The 24,119-nt window shown below is 42.2% G+C and carries 17 protein-coding genes and 4 tRNA genes; 9 read left to right on the top strand and 12 right to left on the bottom strand.

Annotated elements, in window-relative coordinates; all coding sequences use genetic code 11:
- Positions 1-42 precede the first annotated feature (42 nt).
- The 4 genes from L8106_RS17725 (at position 43) to L8106_RS32350 (ending at position 552) form a co-directional block, all read left to right on the top strand.
- Positions 43-114, top strand: a tRNA-Thr gene (locus L8106_RS17725).
- Positions 115-311: 197 nt separating this feature from the next.
- Positions 312-384: transfer RNA gene (locus L8106_RS17720), tRNA-Ala, on the top strand.
- Positions 385-389: 5 nt separating this feature from the next.
- Positions 390-463 (top strand) — tRNA-His (locus tag L8106_RS32355).
- Between the two features lie 6 nt (positions 464-469).
- Positions 470-552, top strand: a tRNA-Ser gene (locus L8106_RS32350).
- 197 nt (positions 553-749) lie between these two features.
- Here L8106_RS32350 and L8106_RS17710 read toward each other — a convergent pair.
- Positions 750-947 (bottom strand): hypothetical protein, encoded by a 198-nt coding sequence (locus L8106_RS17710; RefSeq protein ID WP_009785774.1) that lies wholly within the window; start codon positions 945-947, stop codon positions 750-752.
- 168 nt (positions 948-1,115) lie between these two features.
- Entirely contained in the window at positions 1,116-2,762 is a 1,647-nt protein-coding gene (locus L8106_RS17705; RefSeq protein ID WP_009785773.1) for a DUF2079 domain-containing protein, read from the bottom strand.
- A gap of 313 nt (positions 2,763-3,075) precedes the next feature.
- Between L8106_RS17705 and L8106_RS17700 the strand changes: the two genes are divergently transcribed.
- Entirely contained in the window at positions 3,076-4,260 is a 1,185-nt protein-coding gene (locus L8106_RS17700; RefSeq protein ID WP_009785772.1) for a histidine kinase, read from the top strand.
- Between the two features lie 44 nt (positions 4,261-4,304).
- On the opposite strand, the gene mutT is transcribed toward L8106_RS17700, so the two are convergent.
- The 7 genes from mutT to L8106_RS17675 all read right to left on the bottom strand — a co-directional run bounded on the left by mutT (position 4,305) and on the right by L8106_RS17675 (position 8,502).
- Positions 4,305-4,724, bottom strand: coding sequence for an 8-oxo-dGTP diphosphatase MutT (mutT, locus tag L8106_RS33090; protein WP_009785771.1), 420 nt, complete (start codon positions 4,722-4,724; stop codon positions 4,305-4,307).
- A gap of 113 nt (positions 4,725-4,837) precedes the next feature.
- Entirely contained in the window at positions 4,838-4,987 is a 150-nt protein-coding gene (locus L8106_RS33085) for a hypothetical protein (RefSeq protein WP_009785769.1), read from the bottom strand.
- Between the two features lie 33 nt (positions 4,988-5,020).
- Positions 5,021-6,241, bottom strand: a complete 1,221-nt coding sequence (locus L8106_RS17690) for an RNA-guided endonuclease TnpB family protein (RefSeq protein ID WP_039896617.1) — start codon at positions 6,239-6,241, stop codon at positions 5,021-5,023.
- The gene (locus L8106_RS34550) at positions 6,223-6,594 is read right to left on the bottom strand and encodes a mutator mutT protein (protein ID WP_009785767.1); all 372 of its coding nucleotides are present in this window, start codon (positions 6,592-6,594) and stop codon (positions 6,223-6,225) included. Before L8106_RS34550 ends, L8106_RS17690 begins: the two co-directional genes overlap by 19 nt.
- Positions 6,595-6,597: 3 nt before the next feature.
- The gene (locus L8106_RS34545; RefSeq protein WP_369748508.1) at positions 6,598-6,723 is read right to left on the bottom strand and encodes a hypothetical protein; all 126 of its coding nucleotides are present in this window, start codon (positions 6,721-6,723) and stop codon (positions 6,598-6,600) included.
- A gap of 103 nt (positions 6,724-6,826) precedes the next feature.
- On the bottom strand, positions 6,827-7,171 hold the full coding sequence (locus L8106_RS17680) for a DUF760 domain-containing protein (protein WP_009785766.1): 345 nt from the start codon (positions 7,169-7,171) through the stop codon (positions 6,827-6,829).
- A gap of 371 nt (positions 7,172-7,542) precedes the next feature.
- Positions 7,543-8,502 (bottom strand): RNA polymerase sigma factor, RpoD/SigA family, encoded by a 960-nt coding sequence (locus L8106_RS17675; protein WP_009785765.1) that lies wholly within the window; start codon positions 8,500-8,502, stop codon positions 7,543-7,545.
- A 624-nt stretch (positions 8,503-9,126) separates the two neighbouring features.
- Between L8106_RS17675 and L8106_RS17670 the strand changes: the two genes are divergently transcribed.
- The 3 genes from L8106_RS17670 (at position 9,127) to L8106_RS17660 (ending at position 12,032) form a co-directional block, all read left to right on the top strand.
- The gene (locus tag L8106_RS17670) at positions 9,127-10,365 is read left to right on the top strand and encodes an RNA-guided endonuclease TnpB family protein (RefSeq protein WP_039896616.1); all 1,239 of its coding nucleotides are present in this window, start codon (positions 9,127-9,129) and stop codon (positions 10,363-10,365) included.
- Positions 10,366-10,455: 90 nt separating this feature from the next.
- Positions 10,456-11,223, top strand: a complete 768-nt coding sequence (locus L8106_RS17665) for a proteasome-type protease (protein WP_009785763.1) — start codon at positions 10,456-10,458, stop codon at positions 11,221-11,223.
- 164 nt (positions 11,224-11,387) lie between these two features.
- On the top strand, positions 11,388-12,032 hold the full coding sequence (locus L8106_RS17660) for an HAD-IA family hydrolase (RefSeq protein ID WP_009785762.1): 645 nt from the start codon (positions 11,388-11,390) through the stop codon (positions 12,030-12,032).
- Positions 12,033-12,039: 7 nt separating this feature from the next.
- Here the strand turns inward: L8106_RS17660 and L8106_RS17655 are convergent, their stop codons facing one another.
- The gene (locus L8106_RS17655) at positions 12,040-12,882 is read right to left on the bottom strand and encodes an SWIM zinc finger family protein (RefSeq protein ID WP_009785761.1); all 843 of its coding nucleotides are present in this window, start codon (positions 12,880-12,882) and stop codon (positions 12,040-12,042) included.
- A gap of 44 nt (positions 12,883-12,926) precedes the next feature.
- Positions 12,927-16,112: a DEAD/DEAH box helicase gene (locus L8106_RS17650; RefSeq protein WP_009785760.1), complete on the bottom strand. Its 3,186-nt coding sequence runs from the start codon at positions 16,110-16,112 to the stop codon at positions 12,927-12,929.
- Between the two features lie 706 nt (positions 16,113-16,818).
- Between L8106_RS17650 and L8106_RS17645 the strand changes: the two genes are divergently transcribed.
- Positions 16,819-18,978, top strand: a complete 2,160-nt coding sequence (locus L8106_RS17645; protein WP_009785759.1) for a polyribonucleotide nucleotidyltransferase — start codon at positions 16,819-16,821, stop codon at positions 18,976-18,978.
- Between the two features lie 372 nt (positions 18,979-19,350).
- Here the strand turns inward: L8106_RS17645 and L8106_RS17640 are convergent, their stop codons facing one another.
- Entirely contained in the window at positions 19,351-23,817 is a 4,467-nt protein-coding gene (locus L8106_RS17640; RefSeq protein ID WP_009785758.1) for a Calx-beta domain-containing protein, read from the bottom strand.
- Positions 23,818-24,119 lie beyond the last annotated feature (302 nt).

Raw genomic sequence — 24,119 nt, 5'->3', positions numbered from 1 at the left:
AAATCTGTGCTGGTCACTCGAAAACCTCTAAAATTATGGATTCGGTGGATAGCTCAATAGGTAGAGCGCATGATTAGTCATCATGAGTTGTTGGTTCGATTCCAACTCCATCAAGCATAAATCTTAAAGCTTAAAGCTCAACGCTTAACGCTTAAATCTCAAGCCTCAAATCTTAGACTATCAAGCCTTAAATCCCAAAGTTTAACGTTCGATAAAATCCGGGGGTTTTGGTTGTAGGTTCCATAAAACCTGGGGGTTTCCACCTGGCTGAGTGGTCAGCACTTTAACACATTTTAAAAATTAAAAAATGAGGGTCTGTAGCTTAATTGGGAAAGCACCAAGCTTGCAACTGGGTAGATGTCGGTTCAACTCCGATCAGTTCCATTGCGGAGTCTGAAGTCAAAGCGGTCGAGACGCTGGTCTGTGACACCAGTAATAATGGGTTCAAGTCCCATCAGACTCCCTTTTCGGAAGATACTGCTGAAGGGACAGCAACCCGTCTTGAAAACGGGAGCAAGTTAACACTTGGGGGTTCGATTCCTCTATCTTCCTTGATTTTTTTGTGTTAAAAAAATATTAGTAATTTTCAAGAAATAAAATACGATGTTAGACGAATCAGAGTTACAACGAGTGATAGCTTCTGTTATGATGTCGTTGGCGTTGGGAGTGCTTTTAGATATGGGGATTAAGTTAATCTGCATCTGAGTTTTTACTCTAATCAAGTGTTAGGATGCTGGCGTTGAGTCGTCTTAATTAGCGATCGCTTCGGCTTCATTAACAGCTTTATCATTGGGGAAAGCTTGAGCAACATCGGGATATAAAAGCACTAAGTTTGTCCCTTTACGATACTGTTTAATATATTTACCTCTGACTCCCCCCTGCATTTTTGCAAAGTCGTACTCTGGACGTAATTCATCTTCCATTTCGTTTTCAAATTCCTTGTTCATAAAACCTCCTTTCTTGTCTGGTAACTTGTCAGGCGCTGATAATTTGTATTGTAGGGTGCATCAGATTTTTAAGTTAATGAAACCACAACTCAATCTTGGGTCTGATGCACCCTACTCAAACGTTTTAAACAGTTTGTTATTGGGCTATTTTTCGTTGCTCTAGCCCAATTATTCCAGCGCGTGCATCGCAACAACGGGTTCTAATTCTTGTCGAAATTGCTGCCAATTTTCTACAGCTTGAGGATTAGAATCTGCACCTTTTTGGAATAAAATTACACCATCTTCAAACCCAATAATACCATATTCATTCGTAGCAGTAAACTGGTCAAGAATCGGAATAATTTCTTTGAGTTGACCTCGCTCTCGTTTAAATCCTTCTTGATATTGCTGCATCTGCCATAAATCCAGAAGAATATATTCCACTTTCACTACATTTCCAGCATCATTGCGTAACTCAAATTGAGGAAATCGTAAAACTTCCCGACGACTCGAAAGATGAGGAATAATATAAGTTGTTGTCGCCACACTCGCATCAGGTGGAATTTGAGCGAGTAAGGGGCGAAATTGATTTACATGAGACCATTGTTTGGTGACAGGAATATAAACCCAAGGTTGAACTGAGTCAGGAATTAAAAAGTAAAGGGTACGATTGGGGTTGGAAGTTAAGGTAAAGAATAAAGATAAACCGATACAAAAGAGCCAAAATCGTTTAAATTTGGGTGAAGGGAGTTTTTGTTCTGAATTTTGTTGTTGACGATTTGCCCACCAAAGTATACTCCCGTAAAATAATCCGGGAACAACCGTCATGGCGTAGCGAATAGTAATTGATAAAACCGATTCTCCTTTGGCAATAAAAAGTTTAAGTAAAGGAAATCCAGCAATCATCCAAGATGCAGGAGCAACCGCCGGAACAAATGCTAACGGCAACCATTGACCCAATAAATATTTAAGCGTCCCAAAAAATGGCGTAAACAGTTCAACCATTAATCGCCAGGGATTGCTAATCATTCCCCAAATAATTTCTAAAGTCGAAGCTTCTTCCCCTTCGGCATATTGACCAAACCGTTCCATCATAAACCGTTGGGAAATATCTTCAGAAAACAACGGCATAATCAGATTTGTCAGCAAGATCATATAACTGAAGCTAAAGATACAAACTGCAATGCCTTGTTTGGGGTAACGTTGGCTCAACGTCATGTACACTCCAACCCCAAACAACACCACTCCAGAATCTTCTCGAACTCCTAGAATAAAAACAGCCAATAGCCAAAACAGCCACCACTTGCGTTTTTCCATCGCAAGTAACAAACTGAATACAAACAGAGGAATTTGACAAACATCATGGAAATTTGCCAGCGTCGGGCCAATAACGGCGTTAGCAGCGTAAAAACTAACGGTAATTAAAGCCGAGAGAGGGGGTTCTAGATGTTGTCTGGCTAGGATATATAAAACCAAACCTGCGGCCGTTACCAGAGTGACTTGTAAGAAAATTAACGTTACAGGCGAGGGAAATAAAGCATAGAAAGGTAGCCACAGCAGTAAAGCGGGAGTGAAGTGTTGGCCCAAACGATGATAAGACACATCTGGATATTCACCCTGATGAACGACATTCGTTGATAAAGCCGAAGATAAAGAACTCTGAAAAAACCGTCCATGAGAGTTATTCCAGAAGACCTGGTTAAAAATGCCGTGATCATAAGACGCATAGAAGCTGAAATAACGATGTAGCGTTAGTAACAGACAAATCACAAAAAATGCGGTGGCGACTTTAACAACGACTTGGAGTGATAAATTTTTCTGCCAATTTGCCAACATGAGTCATTCCCCTTGGTGTCTCAATCCCCTACTATCCCACAATTTGCGCCTTTAAGTTAGACTCTAAGGACAAACCATGAGGTCTGTGTAATTGGTAACTGGTAGCCTGTCTTACTGAATATCAGTGATAAATAGCAGATAACTAACTCTTGAGTGTACATTTGCCGACTTTAGCTCCTGACTCCAAAAAAAAATGGAATCATTAAGGAGATCTTAAATTAAACTATTATGTAATTATCTTTTGCCAATGCTTAACTCTTGTTCTCAGAGAGACAGCCTAAACAGTAGATACTCCCTGCTACAAACAGATTTCATGCAGGTATTTCCAGAAAAATCGACCAATCCGGAAGCGTGTCTACAGCTTCTACTGTTCGCCGACCAGCGTCCTAGTTCTAAGGAACAGATCGGTGAGATTCGCCAATTTCTAGAAAAATTAAATTGTGAGGAGGCTTATGAACTACAAGTTATTGATGTCGGCCAACAGCCTTATCTGGCGGAATATTTTAAACTGGTGGCAACACCTGCCCTAGTCAAAATCTTTCCTGAACCTCGCCATATCCTTGCAGGTAGCGATCTGGTGGCTCAACTCGAACATTGGTGGCCCCGTTGGCAACGGGCTTTAGAGGAATGTTGTTGTCTGGATCAAAAATCCCTCCCAAAAGCCTCCAAAAGCCCGAAGACAGCTAACTCTGTCACATCAGTCGCTTATGTCGCTGAACTGATCAAACTCAGTGATGAAGTCTTCCGCCTAAAACAAGAAAAAGAGCAACTTTTACAGCAACTCAGTTTCAAAGATCGGATTATTGAAATTCTGGCTCATGATCTGCGTAGTCCTTTAACCGCAGCATCCTTAGCTTTGGAAACTCTACTGGCATCGACTCAAAATCCTCGCCAAGAAAAAGAGTCTCCTCAGATCACTCAGGCGTTTAAAGAACGCTTAGTTCAACAAGCCCGTAACCAGATCCGAACCATCAATCGGATGATCACAGACATCTTGCAGACAGCAACAGGCCCTAGCTCAAAATTGCTGATTCAACCGATTCAACTGGATCTAGCTCATTTCTGTCAGGAAGTTCTAAGTGAGTTTAGCGTTCAGTTGCAAGGAAAATCTCTGCAACTCAAAACCGATATTCCCAACGATATTCCTCTCGTCTATGCCGATCCTGAACGCATTCGTCAGGTGATTGTCAATCTCTTGGATAATGCACTCAAATACACTCCCAGAGGCGGAACTCTGCAAGTGTCAATTTTGCATCGTACCACTCAAAAAATACAAGTCAGTATTTGTGACAGTGGGCCGGGTATTCCCGAAGAAAATCGCGATCGCATTTTTCAAGATCGGTTTAGACTCGAACGAGATGAGTCTCACGATGGCTATGGAATTGGTTTATCGTTGTGTAAACGCATTATCCGCGCCCACTATGGTCAAATTTGGGTAGACTCCTCTCTCAATCAAGGGAGTTGCTTCCATTTTACGCTACCCGTTTTTCACTTTTAGAGGAAAAATTGTTCAAGAGTTTGTTTGTTGCCCCGTTCTTGTTTTTAAGATTTTCTAGTTTTTTTCAAAGCTGCAATAATTTTTTCATTCGCCTTGGGAAAGGGAAATTGTTCAATTTCATCTAACGTTACCCAGCGAATTTCGTCGCATTCTAGGGGTTGAGGTTCTCCACTAAGATGACGACAATGATAAACATTGAGGGTAACGCGAAAATGAGTGTAGGCGTGTTCGAGGGTGATCAAGTGTGATCCGACTTCGACTTCAATGGCTAATTCTTCACGAATTTCTCGCCGAATACAATCTTGGAGCGTTTCCGAGGCTTCGAGTTTTCCACCGGGAAATTCCCATAATCCTCCCAGTAAGCCTTTTTCCGGTCGTTTGTCAATCAAAATCTCTCCTTGTTCGTTCCAGATAACAGCAACACCGATGATTTTATGGGGGAGGGGAGAAGTGGCTTCACGCATGGGAATTTGGAGTTGTAGGTTAGATAAATGAGCAAGAAGTCAGTTTTCCACGGACATTCGGAACAGTTTGGGGTTTTGGGTAAACAAACCGTTGCGCCTAAATCCATTAAGGCTTAGTTAAATGCTTGGGGATTGCTCGAATCAAGTAAGGGATCTGAGAGTTGCCATAGGTCTTTGATCGCTTTGGCAGGGGGAATTTTTAAAGCGGTGAGTCGAGCTAACACTCGTTTAACATTACCGTCTAAAATGGAGATGGTTGACATCCTCTCCGTCGTAAACAACGGAGATTCCAAACATCACTGTCTGGGCTTCCTCTTTCCACGAGCTGACTTACTAGGTTGAGTTTCCCCAACAGAGCAGAGGGCATTCTCTCTAGAGGCGTTAATTTCCGTCTGCCCGACGGTATTTGATAGTTGTTTTAATGCAGATTTCAGTATGTTTCTGGCGGCATTTTTATCCCGGTCAGCAATATACCCACAGTGAGGACATTTGTGAGTCCGTGTGGCAAGAGTTTTTACAACTTTCTCGCCACAATTTGAACAGTTTTGAGAAGTATATGCGGGTTCAACAGCAATAACTGGAACCCCATAAACCCGCGCCATATACTCTAACCATTCTCGAAATCTGTACCAAGCTGCATCGCTAATTGATTTGGCTAGATGATGGTTTTTAACCATGTTGCGAATCCGTAGGTTTTCAATCGCTACCAAGTCGTTAGACCCGATGACGTGTTGGGCTAGTTTGCAAGCCCGATTCTGGCGTCTGCGTGAAACCTTGAGATGCGCTCTACCTAACCGATTCCTGGCTTTTTTGCGGTTTTGACTTCCTTTTTTAGTTCGAGATAATCGACGTTGCAGCTTTTTAAGCTTGCGTTCATCCTTTCTCAAAAACCGAGGATTGTCTATTTGATTGCCAGAACAATCTGTGTAGAAATAGTTTAAACCTACATCTAATCCTGTTTGTTTTCCTGTTAGTTCTTTTTTCTCCTCTCGTTCATGGTCTATCAGAAATTGAGCATAATACCCGTCATGTCTTCTAATTACCCTCACTCGTTTGATTTGTTCGAGTTGATAAAAGTGTAGGTTTCGGCTTCCCCAAAGCTTAAATGTACCCGTTTGAAACTTGTCAGTAAACGTTAAATAACGTCTGTCCTCTGAAAGTTGACCGCCCGATGTTTTGTATTCAACAGACGCTCTGACTTGATACTTTTTAAACTTTGGGAATCCTTTGGAGCCTGGTATTTTCTGCTTGCAATTCCGATAAAACCTTTCAATTGATGCCCAAGCTCTTTCTGCGTGTGCTTGTCGTGCCATTGAGTTTAACCTTGATGCCCAAGGAAACTCTGGGTTGTCTGACAACAGTTTGCAGTGCTTGTAGGCATCGTTGCGACTTTTAACTTGACCGTCTAACCATGCCCTGATGACGCTGTTGCGAACAAATCGACCTGTCCGAATGGCTTCATCCAAGCTTCGGTACTGGCAATATGTTCCTTGCAGCTTCATTTCATATACGAGCATAATTTGTCGTCGTCGCTGACGATAAGCCATCGTAGCACAAACATAATCCGTCGTGAACGACGGGGCTTTTGACCCGCTTTTTTTGGTAAATTAAAAGCCGCACTCAGAATTTCTCCTGCCGTTGTTCGACCAATTCCCGGTAACTGTAACACCGCTTCTAATTGTTTGGGGAAAACGCCCTGATATTCTTCAACAACAATTTGAGCCGCTTTATGCAGATTTCTCGCCCGAGCATAATATCCCAAACCTTGCCATGCTTTGAGAACCTGTTGCAAATCAGCGATCGCTAAAGTTGCAACTGTTGGAAATTGACTCAGCCAGCGTTCATAATAGGGTATAACCGTTTTGACCAACGGTCACAGCAGGCTCCGTCGTTGTACGGCGGAGTAATCTGTGACTTGGGTTTGTTGCAGCATAATTTCTGCGATCCAAATCGAATCAGGATCGCGGAGATTTGGCTGCTGGTAGCGTTCGACCTTCACGGCTATACCAAGTTAAAAGCGATCGCCGCAACTGATCAATGTCTGCCGAGGATAAACTAATATTCAAGCGAGTTACTGAAAAGACGAGATTACTGCACAATGATTAACGGTCTCGATGTTTGTCTGTCGCCTGCACCGACTGTTCAAACGCCATCCGTTGTTCAGCGTTTCGCAGGAAATAACCGCTAATCATCGCTGAAGCTAACAACCGACCCAAATGTTCGCGATTGGTTGTGATACTCATCCCAAAATGTTCGGATGGCAAATTGCCTAACAAGCCGATAATATTTCGTTCCATCACTTGAAAAACATCAGAGGAACCGGGTTTAGACAATTGAGAAATGATATCGGGACTCATTGCTTGCACGTATTGCCAGAGCAAGTTATTTCCTTCGCCTCCTTCTCCTTCGTCAAAAAATCTTGAGTTGTGATTGGCTTCATTGTTCACCTGTTTACCTCCGCTCTACAAGAATTCCAATTGATGAAGCTATTTATAGATAATAAGTTGGGAATCGTTAGCTGTTGTCTCTTTCTCCACATACTTTAATTTAGCAGGATCACTTTGTGAACAAGTTGGTACAACCGAACTTAATTGAATTCGGAGCCTCAAGTTGACAACCCGGAAGTTGAGTAAAGCGCCCTCTGAAGCCGTTTGACTTGGATCACGCTCTATTCTTCTATCCTCACGGTCAACTGAAGACTCCGAACTCTAAATATATGAATGAAGTGAACTACCGATCACCAACGCTTGCGCTTTTGGTGTGGGACTTCTTGCAAAATTTAGTTAAAAAATGATTGCTGATTGTTTTGCAGGTTCTTTTAGCTCGCGAGATAGTCTCCCATATCCTGTTTGCGTTTACGCAGTTTGGTGAGAGCTTCCCGCTCAATTTGTCGAACTCGCTCACGACTAATATTCAGGCGATCGCCGATTTTTGCTAGAGTCATGGTTTGTCCGTTCTCTAAACCAAATCTTAAGGCTAAAACCTGACGCTGTTGATCGGTGAGATCGGCCATTAATACTTCCAAGTCGGAACGCATAGAAGACTGCAAGGCATAATCTTCTGGAGAAGCACCGTCATCTTCTAAGAGATCTCCTAACTCCGTATCTTGGTTGTCTCCCACCCGCAAATCAAGAGACAAAGGCAGTCTAGCTCGTTCGAGATATTCACGAATTTGCTTGGGATTGAGATCCAATTCGTCGGCGAGTTCAGCAATGGTTGCGGCTCGTCCTAGATCTTGAGCTAGGGAACGTTGCGCTTTCTTGATTTTGTTCAGTTTTTCGGTGATGTGGATAGGCAAACGAATGGTTCGACCTTTTTCGGCGATCGCACGAGTGATTGCCTGACGAATCCACCAATAAGCATAAGTTGAGAAGCGATAACCTTTTGTGGGATCGAATTTTTCGACTCCCCGCTGCATCCCAATTGTGCCTTCTTGGATTAAGTCCAAAAGATCGACATTACGCTTGATATATTTTTTAGCCACAGATACGACTAATCGCAGATTCGCTTCGACCATCTTACGCTTGGCAGTTTGGCCATCTTCGAGAGCTTGTTTTAACTCTTTTAAAGATACGCCTGCATTTTCTGCCCATTCTGCATAACTGGGTTCACGCCCTAGCCGTTTTGCTAGTTTCTCTTTCCCTTCTTGCAGAATTGCGCTCTGTTGCACCTGTTTACCGTAGAGAATCTCTTGCTCATGGGTTAGTAGGGGAACACGACCAATTTCTCGCAGGTAAGTGCGGACCGAATCTGTATCTGTGGGTTTAGCAATTCTCATGGCTCATCTCCCGCTGGATACCTCAATGCTCTAGTGGTTTAAAAGTTAACCCCCTCCAAGAATCTAGCTAAAAAAGTAGGTTTGCCTTTGCGCTTTCAGTTGGGCTAGTCTGCCGAGTTGGACTCAGCGAACACTAACTTCTGACTGAGCGTGTACCGAACCTGTCTGACTTTTGGCTTGGAATGAGGACGTTAACATTACTCAATACTTAGATGTTAAGAATTTTAACATTTCTTAGAACTTATGACTATCCCCCCTAAGGTGGAGTCGGCCCGAGGTTCAAACTTAACCTGTAGACATTACCTGTAAATCAACTTCACAATTGCATCAAGTTAGACAAAATTACTTAAATTTTTCTAAAGTTTATTCCTTCGACCCCAATGGGATGGATGGGGAGTTGGGGACATCAGGTGATCAGAAAAATGGTTGCCTCTTGCTTTGAGACTTCAGAGTTGTGATTTCTGACCTCACGACTTTTGCCTTGCTATCTAAGAATGGAGCAATCTTGACTCCCGTTAGAGTCGAAGACTTAACGGCGAGATGAATTGCGACCAACAGCAACCCTCTTCAGATGCAATTCTAGCCGAGTACAAAATCCAGATAGAACTGTGTTATATTTTTAGAATGTTAACACTAACCTACGAATTTAAGTTGATTCCTTCTCAAGAACAGATTGCCACCATTGAAGAAATGTTGGTGGTCTGTAGAAAGGTGTGGAATTACGCACTACGAGAGAGAAAAGACTGGATAAATAGTAGAAAGTGTGCGGTTAATTCTTGTTCGTTGCAGCAAGAATATATCATTTCAGCAGATGCGCCATATCCCAACTACAACATACAAGCTGCTAGCTTGACAAAAGCGAAGAAAACTAACCCTGAACTCAAAAAAATAAACGCTCAAGTTTTGCAACAAGTTCTCAAAACGTTAGAAAGAGCATTTAACAACATGAAAGAGCAAGGTTATGGTTTTCCTCGCTTCAAAAACAAGTATCGAATGCGGTCTTTTGTGTTCCCTCAGTTTAAGAGCAATCCAGTTTCAAACAACTGGATAAAACTTCCTCAAATCGGGTGGGTGAAGATGAGATTATCTCGCCCAATTCCAGAAGGATTTAAACTGAAACAAGTAAGGGTTGTGAGAAAAGCTAGCGGGTATTTTGCAATGCTATCTTTACAAAGCCCTGTAAGCATTCCAGATACTCCAGCTTCCGGGCATCCGCTAGGAATTGACATTGGGCTTGAAAAGTTCTTAGCAACCTCTGATGGTGAATTAATTGAACGACCGAAGTTTTTGAATAAACTACATAGTAAGCTGAAATTGCTACAACGTAGACTTAAGTTAAAAACATCCAGTTCAGCTAATCGACATAAACTCAATCAGAAGTCTTCAAGACTTCATCAAAAGATATCAGACACCCGAAAAGACTTTCACTTTAAATTAGCTCATCATTTATGCGACCAAGCGGGAATGATATTTGTTGAGGACTTAGATTTTAGAGCCTGGGCAAAAGGAATGTTAGGTGATCTTACTTTAGATGCAGGGTTCGGTCAGTTCTTCAATATATTGGCTTGGGTGTGCTGGAAGCGGGGGGTTTATTTTGATAAGGTTGACTACAGATATACGAGTCAAATTTGTCCGAACTGTGGGGCGCATACAGGAAAAAAAGACCTGTCCGAGCGTACACATAAATGTCGGTCATGCAACTACGAATGTAATCGTGATGTTGCAGCAGCACAAGTGATTTGTAATCGGGGTATTGCTGCGGTTGGGCAGATCGTGGTTCAAGAAATTGACTGTGTAGGCGTACTGTCGGGTGAGCGAAAGCGAACAGATAAGTGCCGTAGAAGCAGTAAATCTAAGTCGTGAGATTTAGAATCCCCCAGTAGAACTCGAAGGGTTTACTGGTGGGAGTGTGTCAAAAATAGATTGTCCCTATCACTCAAATCGAAACATGATATGACCTATTGTCTTGGTATCATCACAAACGATGGCCTCGTCATGGCTGCTGACTCACGAACGAATGCAGGGGTTGATTATATTTCAACCTATCAAAAGCTGTTTGATTTTTCTCACCCCGGAGAACGAGTCATCCTACTGTGTTCGGCGGGAAATTTATCGGTAACTCAAGGGGTTGTCAGTGAACTCGAAAAAGATCTCAAAGTCCAAGAAGACACCAATCTGCACAATATTACCTGTATGTACGAAGTCGCTCGTTATATTGGAGGAAAACTGCGACAAATTCAAGAATATGATGAAGTTTGGCTGAAAAAAGATGGTATTGAAGCACAATGCAGTCTATTATTAGGCGGTCAAATTCAAAACCAAAATCCTGAGTTATTTTTAATCTATAGTCAGGGAAACTTTATTCACGCCACCTCAGATACTCCGTTTCTACAAATTGGGGAAACAAAGTATGGTAAGCCGATTTTAGATCGAACTTTAAGTTACAACACCAATTTAGAAAGTGCAGCTAAATGTGCTTTACTATCTATTGATTCAACCATGAAATCGAATATTTCCGTTGGGCCACCCATCAATCTGATTATGTACGAAAAAGACAGTTTAGCGATCAAACATCGTTTGCGTCTGCGGTTGGGTGATCCCTATCTGGCTAAAGTTCGTCAGCTTTGGGAAGAATCTCTCAAACAAGCTTTTGATTGTATTCCCCATATTAACTGGCAACATCGCGAAGATGACTCACCCGAAAATATTCTGATTGATTGATTACTCATAAAATCGTGTAATATTGCTCAACCCTATCGGAATTATGACCCGATTCGATCATTTGTTCAATGCGCTTCCCAATGGGAGGCGTAATTGATTTTGGAGATTGCATATTATGCTTAAAGTATAGCTCGCTGAAAAATAGTTTGTCACTTCTCTATTCTATGAAAAATATTCTCATTTTTGACTTCGATGGAACGTTAGCAGATACACTTGACGCGATTGCTCAAATTTCAAATCGTCTCTCGGTTGAGTTTGGATATCCACCTGCTAGCCCAGAAGATCTTGCAGAACTTAAAAATCTAAGTGCTTGGGAGATTATTCGACGTTCTAAGATTTCTATCTTTAAATTACCCTTTTTATTACGACGCATTCGTAAAGAACTACAAAAAGATATCCAATATATTCATCTTTTTCCTGAAATCAAAGAAATTCTAGAAGAATTAAAAAATCGAGGATATTCTCTTTATATTCTCACTTCAAATTCTAGAGAAAACGTTATTGAAGTTTTCCAAAAGTATCAAATTCTGCATTTATTTGATCGAGTTGATTCCGCCTCTACTCTTTTTGGAAAGTCTAGATATATCAAAAATATCCTTAAACAAGAAAACTTACTCCCCGAAAAAGCTCTTTATATTGGAGATGAAACCCGAGATATAGAAGCCGCAAAAAAGGCTAAAGTTAAAACCATTGCGGTGAGTTGGGGATTTAACTCCTCGGAAATTTTGTCTCGACATCATCCCGATGCTTTAATTGATCATCCCCAGGAACTGATTAAAGTTCTTCAAGCCATGACAATTCAGGAATAATGAGTCCTCATTCATCACGACTCAGAGCTATGATAACCGCTTTTTGGCTAATATTTTTATAAATTGTATCTAAATACTGCATAACCGTTTCACTCGCTGAAATTGAACGTCCTGGAGTTTGGTTTGCAGCAGTTTCCAATGGAATTGAACCTAAAACATTTAATACATTATCGGAACTTGTAGGCGGTGTAATCACGACTAAAGACGGATCTAATTGTTCATTATATTCCCAAAACTGTTCAACTTGGGGAGGATAAGAATTAACAGTTTCAGTTTCCGCTAAAAGTTGATAGTTTGTCTCAATTTCTTCGTCCGTTTGACTTCTTAACTGACGTAAATTGGCGATTATTTTTTCTTGAGTTTGACCTCGAAGTTTAAATAAAACAAACGGATCTTCACTAAAGCGATCCCCTAACATATAATAAACTGCACCGATATGTTTACAGGGATTAGCTTTGTCCGGACAGGTACAATGAGCATGAACATCATCTAAACTAAACGGAAACAATCTTAAACCATTTGCTGAAAACACTTCTTCTATATTTTGAGGCATTTCTCCTGCTAGAAGTTTAGCAGAAAAAATCGCCTGCTGAGACAAAGTTTCAATCACAAAACCCCATTCTTCATCACTAAAATGATCAAGCCACAATGATACCTCATAGGGTTCACTTTGGGTTCCTTGAACTTGAGCTTGAACTTTTTGGTCTTGAAAATCAATGCTTAATACATTTCCCTGTCTGGCGTAATTTCGCGCACGTTCTAAGCGTTTTTTAAAGCGATATTTATCAAGTAAATCTAACCATTGTTGTGACCACCATTCTCGATCAGTTTGGATATCATAGTTTGTCATAATCATTCACTCCTGAGTTTTTTTAAAGTGTTTAAAATCAACAATTATTCTTCTTCATCAATCACCGCATTTCGGTCAATAATGAGTAAGTTTCTGAGTTGATCCGTATCCAATTCAGTTAACCAATTTTCTCCTGAACCCACAACTTGTTCAGCCAACACTTTTTTACTTTCAATTAAATCATGGATTTTTTCTTCCAACGTTCCGGTACAGACAAACTTATGAACCTGAACATTGCGCGTTTGACCAATTCTAAACACCCGATCTGTTGCTTGATTTTCAACCGCAGGGTTCCACCAACGATCAAAGTGAAAAACATGATTAGCACGAGTCAAATTTAAACCCACACCTCCCGCTTTTAAAGATAGAATAAAAATCGGTGGCCCTTGAGGATCTTGTTGAAAACGATCAATCATTTCTTCTCGTTTATTTTTACGAGTTGCGCCATACAAAAATAATACCTCTCGGTTTAATTGCTGTTCTAAATAAGGTTGTAAAACTTTTCCCCATTCTGCAAACTGGGTAAATACAATGGCGCGATCTCCTTCTGACAACAATTCTTCCAGCATTTCTTTGAAGCGTTGTAACTTCCCTGAACTTTGCAGGCTTAAACCCTGAGTCTCGACCTTTTTCTTTCCAGTTTTTGTCGCTTTTCCATTCAATAAAATGGGATGATTACAAACCTGTTTTAATTTCACTAACAACGCTAAAATCATCCCTCGACGTTGAATTCCTGCGGCTGAGTCTATGTCAGCTAAAGACTGATCAACAATCTTTTGATAAAGCGTTGCTTGTTCTGTAGACAGAGAACAAAAGATCGTATTTTCCTGTTTTTCGGGTAAGTCTTGGATAATCTCTCTATCTGTTTTTAAGCGCCGTAAAATAAACGGTTGAACCAAAGATCGCAATGTTTTTAAGGAGTCTGTATCGCCGTATTTTTCAATCGGAATAGCAAATCTTCGCTGAAAAAATTGTCGCTGTCCTAAATAACCTGGGTTGAGAAAATCCATAATTGACCATAATTCAGACAGACGGTTTTCGACAGGTGTTCCAGTCAGAGCAATTTTAAAACTCGCCTGTAGATTTCTCACCGTTTTTGATTGTTTAGCCTCGGGATTTTTAATATTTTGAGCTTCGTCTAAAACTAATCCTTTCCAATTTACCGTTTTGAGTTCTTTCTCATCTCGAAAAGTTAACGGATAACTGGTAATAATTAAATTATATTTCTGGGCAAATTGAGCAAAGTTTTTCCCTTTCTGGCGTTTATCCCCGTGATGAACAGTAACTTTTAAACTCGGACTAAATCGTTTAACTTCTCGTTCCCAGTTTCCTAAAACTGATGTCGGACAAACCAGTAAAACAGGAGCGTCTAAGGTTTCTTTTTCCTGCAAATACAAGAGAAAAGCAATTAATTCTATGGTTTTTCCTAGCCCCATATCATCAGCTAAACAAGCCCCTAAACCCCATTCTTCTAAAAAGGCTAACCAACTCACCCCTCGGGCTTGATAGGGGCGTAGTTCTCCTTGAAAATTACTAGGAGTTTTGATCTCATCGAGCGAACGGTTATTCGTTAAAGTATTGAGAAGTTCTTCTAATTTTCCACCCGCTTCAAAGTTAACAATCGGTAACTTTTCCACCATTTGCGAGTCACCCGTCGATAAACGTAAAGCATCTTCAAGGGTAAGTGAAAGTTGATCTTTGCGACTCGAAAAGAAGGCTTTAGCGGCTTTAATATCAGTAGGACGTAATTCCACCCATTCGCCATTAATTTCAACTAACGGACTTTCTTGAGCGACTAAACGGTTAAATTCTGTTTTTGATAAGGTTTGACCCCCAATTGACAATTCCCATTTAAAATTCAGCAGACTATCTAATCCCAAGCTAACATTTTGTTTGGATTTTGATGTCGCCGCTTGAACACTTAAACCTAAACGGTTCGCCCATCCATTTTGACTGACTAAACTCGGGGGTAAAATCACTCCTAAACCGCTATCTGTAAACCGCCAATTAATACTTTTAATAAATTCATAGGCTTGTAGGGGCGTTAATAAGCAAGTTTGAGGACGGGCTTCTTGTAAACTGGGTTCTAGGAGAGGATATAGTTTTGAGGCTAAACCTAAACCTTTGAGGAGGGTTTCTTGAGGACGTTTAATCATACGTCCATTGTGAACAAAGGCTTCGACTGGATGAGTCCAAATAGTTTGAGCATCCACTAAAAATTCGGGTTCATCAATTGCTTGTAAACAATAATCTAGCGTCCAATTTTTTTGATTATTTTCCGGAGGAGAGAGTCGAAATCCCGTTCTAAACAAATTATGTTCAGCGAGAGTTTGTTGAAGAGGAGCCGTCCAATTGGAAAGAATTTTTTCTAGGGTTTTTGATTCAGATTTTTTGGATTTTGCTAGATTAGATTCACTGGCTAAAGCGTGTAACCAACTCTGAACAATCGGTTGAATAGCGGTTAGATTTGTAATCGCTTTTTTTTCACTTTCTTCTGCAACTTTCTTGACTTGACTATCAATAATTGCCGTTAAAAAATCATCAATTAAGTTTTGGGGATTTTGAGGTAAATCTAGGGCTAAATTTTCAAATTGATTTTGAGCCTCTTTTGACCAGAGTTGATAGATCCGACAAGCAGAGGGTATTTGTTTAGAAAAACGAATTAATCTGGCTTGATCTGTCGCACTATCGAGTAAAGGTTTCCATTCAGCGATAAAGTGATCTTTTGAGGGGTTAAAAGTGAGACTGGGTAAAAATTTACTCCGGGCGAGTAAGTCTAAACTCCAACGGGAAAGATGAGACCAAAACTGTAAATCTGAGCCAATAAATGAGTTTTCTGTGGTCAGGTTTCCCAGAGGAAGGGATTGTAAAAAGTCAAAGGCTTCTGTACTGTTGAGACAAATACCTTCAATTTTCCAGGGATAAAGACAGATCGACTCAGAATCAGTTTCAGAATCAGTTTGAGGCGTAGATTGAAGGGGATATAGTCCTATTTTTGGGGAGAGTTTAGTGGGAAGGGCGAGAGTTTCTGTAACGACAACTTTACTCTCTATAGATAACTGCTTTTCACTGCACCACTTTTCCAATTCAACAGGGCTTAAAGCAAAAGGATAACCCAAAACACCATCAGCCGGATTAAATTCATTGGGTGTAATGCGACGCCAGGTTTCTCCCCAAATAAACAAATAATTTTTGGGGTGCTGGAGCCAACTTCCGTGTAAAATTGCCATTTAAAATTAATCCTCAGACTTCCAACTTCAATCAACCCGCTAATCTGGGTTTACATCATCACTGAATCCGTCAACTAATCACTTGATTATTGATGAAACTTGAGCAACAGATTTTCATCTTAAGATTTGGGTAATCGGGCTGCTCCCTAGATCGTTGTATATACTGTATTTAAGCATTCTACTGTGGGGGTAGATTAACCAACGGCTCACTGATCTAGTATAATGTGCAACTATATTCAATAAACTAGCTCAGAATCTCTGAATTAGCTGATCTCAAACGATAGAACTCGCGCCAAGGAAAAGTCAAGCATGATCTAGAATCTCAACCTCAGACCAATACCCAATTCGGAGAATTGATGGCAAGAATACAATTGAGTAGATTAAGCCAAATCAAGCTCCTTTGGGCAAGAACATTTCCAAAAAATCAGTTGAGCGAACCTTCGACTGGTACTGACAACGGGTGCCACGCCTATAACTCGGTATTATACTGATCTCAGGCATTAATTGGCTGTTTTTTCTAGAATGAGAGTGGGGAAATTTAAACCTCCTCAGCATCGCCTCTATCCTCTGTGCTTCGGTGAGAAGCCTACAGCCATTAGAGTATAGAGCGATACCAGACACCGAAAGTAAAGGTCGTCGAGAATACCAAACTTTTTGGTGTTCGTGAGCGCAAAAGAATAGTGGAAAGAGAAGGAAGATAGCATACATGAAAGAAATGGACAGGTCAATATCCTTTGATGGACGGGATATTCGACTGAAGATTGGATTACTGGCACCTCAGGCAGGTGGAGCCGTATTAATCGAGTCGGGAGATACATCAGTTTTAGTCACTGCAACTCGTGCTGAAGGAAGACCCGGGATTGATTTTTTGCCGTTGTTAGTAGACTACGAAGAACGACTCTACGCCGGAGGTAGAATCCCTGGCGGTTTCCTGCGTCGCGAAGGTCGTCCACCGGATCGCGTAACACTCACCAGTCGCTTAATTGACCGCCCTCTACGTCCACTGATTCCGGGCTGGATTCGCGATGATATTCAGATCGTCGCTACCACCCTGTCAATGGATGAACAAGTGCCACCCGATGTCTTAGCCGTAACAGGTGCATCGGTCGCCGTGGTCATGGCTCAAATCCCCTTTTACGGGCCAATGGCTGCCGTGCGCGTCGGACTGTTAGGGGATGATTTTATCATTAATCCTACTTACCGAGAAGTCAGAAACGGAGACTTAGATCTCGTCGTTGCGGGTTCCCCTGAAGGTGTAGTCATGGTGGAAGCCGGAGCCAACCAACTTCCGGAACAAGATATTATCGAAGCGATAGATTTTGGCTATGAAGCGGTCTGTGACTTGATCAAAGCTCAACAAGAGATTGCCAAAGAACTCAATATCGATATTACACCCGGAGAATCCCCTCAAGAGGATACCACCCTGGTTGAGTTTATTCGTGAACGCACGACCGAACCGATTAAACAAGTTCTCACCCAATATCATTTTGCCAAAAGTGAACGGGATGCCGCTCTAGACGAAATCAAACACACCCAAGTCGAAGAACCCCTCGCAGAAAAACCAGAAGATGATCCGCTACAGGTTCTCATCAGTGAAGATCCCAAGGCAATTAGCCGCATTTTCAAAGATGTGACTCGCGAGTTCATGCGACAACAAATCGTTCAAGACAGTATTCGGGTCGATGGTCGTAACCTCGATCAAGTCCGTCCGGTTTCTTGTCGGGTGGGATTTTTACCGAAACGGGTTCACGGAAGCGGTTTGTTTAACCGAGGGTTGACACAAGTATTGTCGATAGCGACTTTGGGAACTCCCGGAGATGCACAAGACTTGGATGACTTGCACCCCCAAGACGAAAAACGCTATATGCACCACTACAACTTCCCGCCCTATTCTGTCGGTGAAACCAAACCGATGCGATCGCCGGGAAGACGAGAAATTGGTCACGGGGCTTTAGCAGAACGGGCTTTATTACCTGTGTTACCCGTTAAAGAACAATTTCCCTACGTGATTCGGGTTGTCTCGGAAGTGTTATCTTCCAACGGTTCGACTTCGATGGGTTCGGTATGTGGTTCGACGCTTTCGTTGATGGATGCAGGTGTTCCCATTACTAAACCCGTGAGTGGGGCGGCGATGGGTTTAATCAAAGAAGGCGAAGAAGTTCGTATCCTCACCGATATTCAAGGAATTGAAGACTTTTTGGGTGATATGGACTTCAAAGTTGCGGGGACAGATAGTGGCATTACCGCCCTGCAAATGGATATGAAGATCACAGGCTTATCTTTGGATGTGATTGCCAAAGCGATTCATCAAGCCAAACCTGCCCGTTTGCATATCTTAGAAAGTATGCTAGAGGCGATTCAAAAACCCCGTTCTGATTTGTCTCCCTTTGCGCCTCGCTTGTTAACCATGAAGATTGATCCCGATCTGATTGGTTTAGTGATTGGGCCTGGTGGGAAAACCATCAAGGGAATTACTGAGGAAACAGGGGTCAAAATTGACATTGATGACGATGGTACTGTGACCATTGCCTCTACCGACAGTGATAAAGCCGCCCGCGCTTGTCAGATTATTCAGGGAATGACCCGCAAACTCAACGAAGGCGATGTTTATGTGGGCCGAATTACCCGAATTATTCCCATTGGGGCGTTTGTGGAAGTGCTTCCCGGTAAAGAAGGGATGATTCACATTTCCCAATTGGCTGATTATCGGGTTCCCCGTGTCGAAGATGAAGTCGCGATTGGCGATGAAGTGATTGTTAAAGTCCGTGAAATTGACAGCAAAGGGCGTATTAACCTGACTCGCTTGAATATTCACCCGGATGAAGCTGCGGCGGCTAAAACGGCTGCTGGAGGAGCGGTCAAGTAAGGTTTAGAACCTCACCCTGAATCCCTCTCCAAACAGGCGAGGGACTGGGAAGAAGAACCTCACCCGAAATCCCTCTCCAAATAGGTGAGGGACTTTGATGCTCAACAGAGTCTTTGTTTGGGTTCTTCTCTCTCCTTGCAGGACAGTGAGTTAGGGAGGTTGGGAAGTGGGGAGGTTGGGAGGTTGGGAGGTCGGGAGGTTGGGAGGTTGGGAGGTTGGGAGGATTTTTATTAATAAAAAGCTATTTTTCATGTTTAAAAAATACCTCTCCCCATCTCCCCATCACCCCATCAACCTCGGCAATTTTTAACTGAGAATGAAACAGCCCGGTCGGCTAGGGGGGTGAGGTGATTTGATCGCCTAACAAATGGGTTAAACTTGGAACTCAAACGCTCCAATATCAATCACATCATTAGCAATACGAGGGAATCCGTCACCTCGTTGATCAAACGCTCCGGGATCTGGAAACACTCCCGAAAAATTAGCATTTCCCGCATCAATCGCTGGACTTCCTGCTAACAATGCGATCGTGGGAGTCAATCCCCCATTATTCGCTAATTCACCAATTAACAAAGCCTCAGATGTCACACCGACAAGATCGCCATTTTCTCCATTGGTTAACCCATTAACCCCTTCTGCATCTCCAATTAAGTTATTTCCACCACTATTTGCAGCAAAGTCAGTCGGAGTTGATAAATCTGGATCACTTGCAGTTGTATTACTGGCAATTAGAGTATTTTTCAAGCTAACCCCACCCCCAATATTACGAATACCTCCGCCACGGCTATTGGCATTATTGAGTGCAACGGTACTATTTGTCAGGGTTAACGAAGCAATCGAGTTAAAAATTCCTCCCCCTAAATCGGCTGTATTTCCAGCAATCGTGCTGTTGGTTACATTGACTGAACCATCAATCACCACAATACCGCCACCATTAACACCTGTATTATTGCTAATCGTGCTATTGGTAATGTTTAATTGCCCAGAGTTTGCAATTCCACCGCCGTTATTGGCTTGGCTACCTGTTACCACACTATTAATAATATTGACAGTGCTACTACTAGAGCTAACATTAATTGCACCTCCTCGACTTCCAGTTTGAACGTTACCAGAGTCATCAAAATTCGTTCCCGGTGCAACGCCGTTAGCAATCGTTAACCCTTCAAAAGTGACATTTCCGCCATTAATTGTAAAAATGCGGAAATCTGAAGTTGCTGACTCACTACGTTCAACGGTGAGTACATTAGCTCCAGGGCCATCAAACGTGAGATCACTGTTAATATTGGGTAATGCAGCAACTAAATCAATCGTATTATTCCCCGCAGATTGAGCCGCAAAAGTAATTGTATTTGCACCCGAAAAGTTTTGAGCATTAATTAACGCTTGTCGCAACGAACCCTCAACCGCATCAAAATAAGCCTGTTCATCATTAATTTGATCGCTATCGGTTAAACGAGTGACTTGCGTATCATTTGCCAAAATCGTCACCGTGGCTTGATTATCTTCCGAATCAATTACATATTCAGAATCGTCGATTTCTGCTATTTCTAATGTCAGAGATTCATCGGCTTCGGCTTGCGGATCATCCAGCGGAACTAAGGCTATATTTACACTCAGTTGGTCTCGGGGAATTGTTACAGTCACAGTTCCGGTATTGGTTTCTTCATCTACTTCAATGGGAACGATATCCTCACCAACTCGGAGTTCATATTCTGGCTCATTTAACAACAATTTATTCCCAGAAACCGTTAAATTAACCGTTAAGGGATTGGCTGCTTCAGGCGATCGATCAATGCGGAATGTACCATTTTGAGCCTCTATTTCTAGACTCGGATCGGCTTCAATTGCATCCGCTTGAATCGTGGTAATAGAAACCGTCGCCGTATCATCATTTTCAATGGTTAAAACCGATTCCGGTTGCAAAGTTCCGGCTCGTCCGGCAGCGACTTCCTGACCATTATTACCCACAACTAGAAAATTAGCAAAACTCAAATCAACCGTCTCATCATTTTCAACCCGATCATCCCCTAAAATCTGAATGGGTACCGTTTGACTGGTTTCACCGGATGCAAAATTAATTGTAACTGGACCGTCTGTATAATCACTACCCGGAGCAGCAGTTCCCTGAGTCAGAACCACATCGACTGATGAAGAATTGCTGGTTTCCCCAGAACGAAGAACCTCAACAACATTGGTTGTATTCGGACTATCGCCTTCGAGAGCGCTGAAAGTCGCCGCAGAAAAATTGTAAACCGGAGGCGAGTCATTATCTAAAATCAGTAAATTCGCAGTCGGGAACGTGTTACCCGTTTGTCCCTGGGGAGCAAAGTTTTCAAAACTCAAGCTGACTGCTTCAGCTTCTTCCTCAACCGTATCGTCAATGATGTCTAAAGAAATCGTTTGACTGGTTACACCTGGAGCAAAGTCTACGGTGATCCGTTCGGGTGTAATATCTTCTCCTGGTGTACCCCCATTCATTGCTGCTGTCGTCAGAACTACATCGACTGATGAAGCAACTTCCGCATTTCCACTGCGAAGAACCGTGACAACTTCTGTCGTTCCCTCCTCCTCACTGGCTGTATATTGATTCGTCGTGAAGTCGTAGGTGGGAATATCGTCATCATCAACGATAATTAAATCAGCCGTGGGATTATCCATCCCCACATTTTGTCCGGGAGGAGCAGCCAGAGACAATCTTACCGTTTTGTTCGGTTCAGGAACGACATTTCCAATAATAGCAATGGGAACCGTTGCAGTGTTTTGATCGGCTTCAAAATTTACCGTAATTGGCCCTGCACCAAAGTCAACGTCAGCTAAAGCATTATTGATTCCCTGTAAGTTCACCGTCACACTGGAAGGGTCAGCCAGGCGTCCACTACGAACGATCTCAACGACATTAATCGTATTTAAGACATTCCCTTCGGAAGCGATAAATGAGGGGTTGGTAAACTCATAGGAAATCGGGCCATCATCGTCGTTAATCGTGAGTGTAGCGGTTCCATTCGTAACACCCGCTTGTCCCCCAATAATCGGATTACCTTCTTCGGTAATAATCTCGAAGTTCCCAAAGCTGAGATTCAGACTTCTCGCGTCTTGTTCCTCAATATTGGGAATCAGATCAACTAAAACAGATTTTTCGGCTTCTTCGGGTAAAAAGACAACTGGAGTGGGTAGAGGAGGAGTATTATAATCCGTTCCTTCGACGGCGGTGCCATCGGTTAAAATGACATCAACCCGTGATTGTAAAGTCAGATCTGCTGATCGCCGAATGATGATTTCTGCTTGTTGAGGATTGTCTGGATCGCCTTCAACGCCGATAAAGTTAGCTTGAGTAAAGTCGTAAACAGGGGGATCGGGCGGCTCATCATCGTTAATAATTGTACCTATTGCAGATTGACGAGCAGAATCTGCTGTATACAAAGTTCCCGAGTTAGCGACGGTTAATTCAACGGTTTTATCGGCTTCAAAGATATCATTGGCAACCGGAGTCAGAGTAATTTGAGTGGTAGAAGAATTGGGGGGAAAAACGATACGTCCCGATCCCTCAGCAAAATCTAAGGCTCCGGTTATAGTGTAATCTGTTCCTAACTCTGCACTTCCGGCGATCGCAAAATCAACGATAATTCCGGTACTGAGAGAACCACTCGAACGGCTAAAAGTATAAACCAATTCCCGACCTTGATCTTCTGGAACTTCTGTCGGAGAAACGGAAACCCCCACGGTTGAAGAAGTAATGGGCGGAGTCGCAGGTAGAATGGGTGTATCGTCGGGTGTCGGGGTTGGGGTTGGGGTTGGTGTTGGTGGTGCGGGAGGTTGGTCATCATCTTCGATATTAACGATGAATTCGCTTTGTACCCCAATAGTTGCGCCACCAATGGGATCAGTTAACCGCAAACTAATCGATTCGTCGCCCTCAAATTGATCATCATTATTAATCGCGATTGTGACTCGTTTGAAGGTTTCAAAGGGTGCAAAAACCACCTCTATTCCGGCTGCGGGAAAGTCTAAATCATTTGACGAAGAACTTGCTTCTGAGAGCAACAATTGTGCGCCGACGGTGTTTAGGGGAGAACCTGTCCGTTGAATCCCAATTTCTACAAAAGCAGAAGTTTGATCTTCTTTGATTTCAACCGATTGTTCACTAAACTCAACAACTGAAGTGATTGTGGTGATGGATTTTGTAAAGTTTGAGCGAATTAGAGTATTGCGTTGGATTGCTTCTAATATCGCCAGTTCTTCCCGACTTTCACGTTCAATAATCGTTGTATTATTTCCCGTTTGAATGAATTCTAAATCTTCAAACTCTAAGTCTTCGGTTAAGGCAATTAAATCAAATCCGGATCGGAAATCGGTAATAATATCAGTTAAGCCGCCATTGAGTTCACGACCAATTACAAATAAGTCCGCTCCGCCTCCTCCTGTTAGGGTATTTAAGCCGAATCCTGTATAGATAATATCATTATCGCGATCGCCAAACAATTGGTCATCGCCTTCTAAATTGAGGATTGTATCATTACCTTGACCACCATAGAAAATATCACTTCCACCAATATCACTAATGAAGTCATCGCCTTCGTTACCGAATAAGAGATCATTTCCGAGATCCCCTTCTACGGTATCATTACCAAATTCCCCGAATACAGAGTCATCTCCCTCGCCACCTTGTAAAAGGTCATCATCTCGACTTCCGAAAATGGAATCATTATCAGAGTTGCCCATCAGGGTATCATTACCTGGAAAGCCAATCAAGGTATCGTTCCCTTCTAGTCCCTGTATCAAATCAGTATCAAGTGTTCCTTCGAGTAGATCTGGGTTAGCAGTACCAATAATATTAGCCATAAAAGTTGTGTCAGTGAACAGGTAAATGGTTCAAATGTCAATCCGGTGAAACTCGTTGTAAAAATTAACACAATCAATGCCAAATGTAACTTGGGGTAAGAATAGTCCCAAACCCACAGTCTGACTTAACTGTTGCATTTTTAGGAAAAGATACAAACATGTTGTCTCAAATTGTTCTCAGCATACCCACAATTGGCTAGGCTGTTAACATTGGTTCAACCTGTCGTATGTTCCCTTTCTTTTGCAGATCAGGTTCTTGTCTGTGATCGCTTTGTGAAATGTAACAGAGTATAAACGACTTT

The sequence above is a fragment of the Lyngbya sp. PCC 8106 genome (assembly GCF_000169095.1).
Lineage (GTDB): Bacteria > Cyanobacteriota > Cyanobacteriia > Cyanobacteriales > Microcoleaceae > Capilliphycus.
The sequence above is the reverse complement of the archived record's forward strand: the minus strand, read 5'-3'. Positions and strand labels throughout refer to the sequence as shown.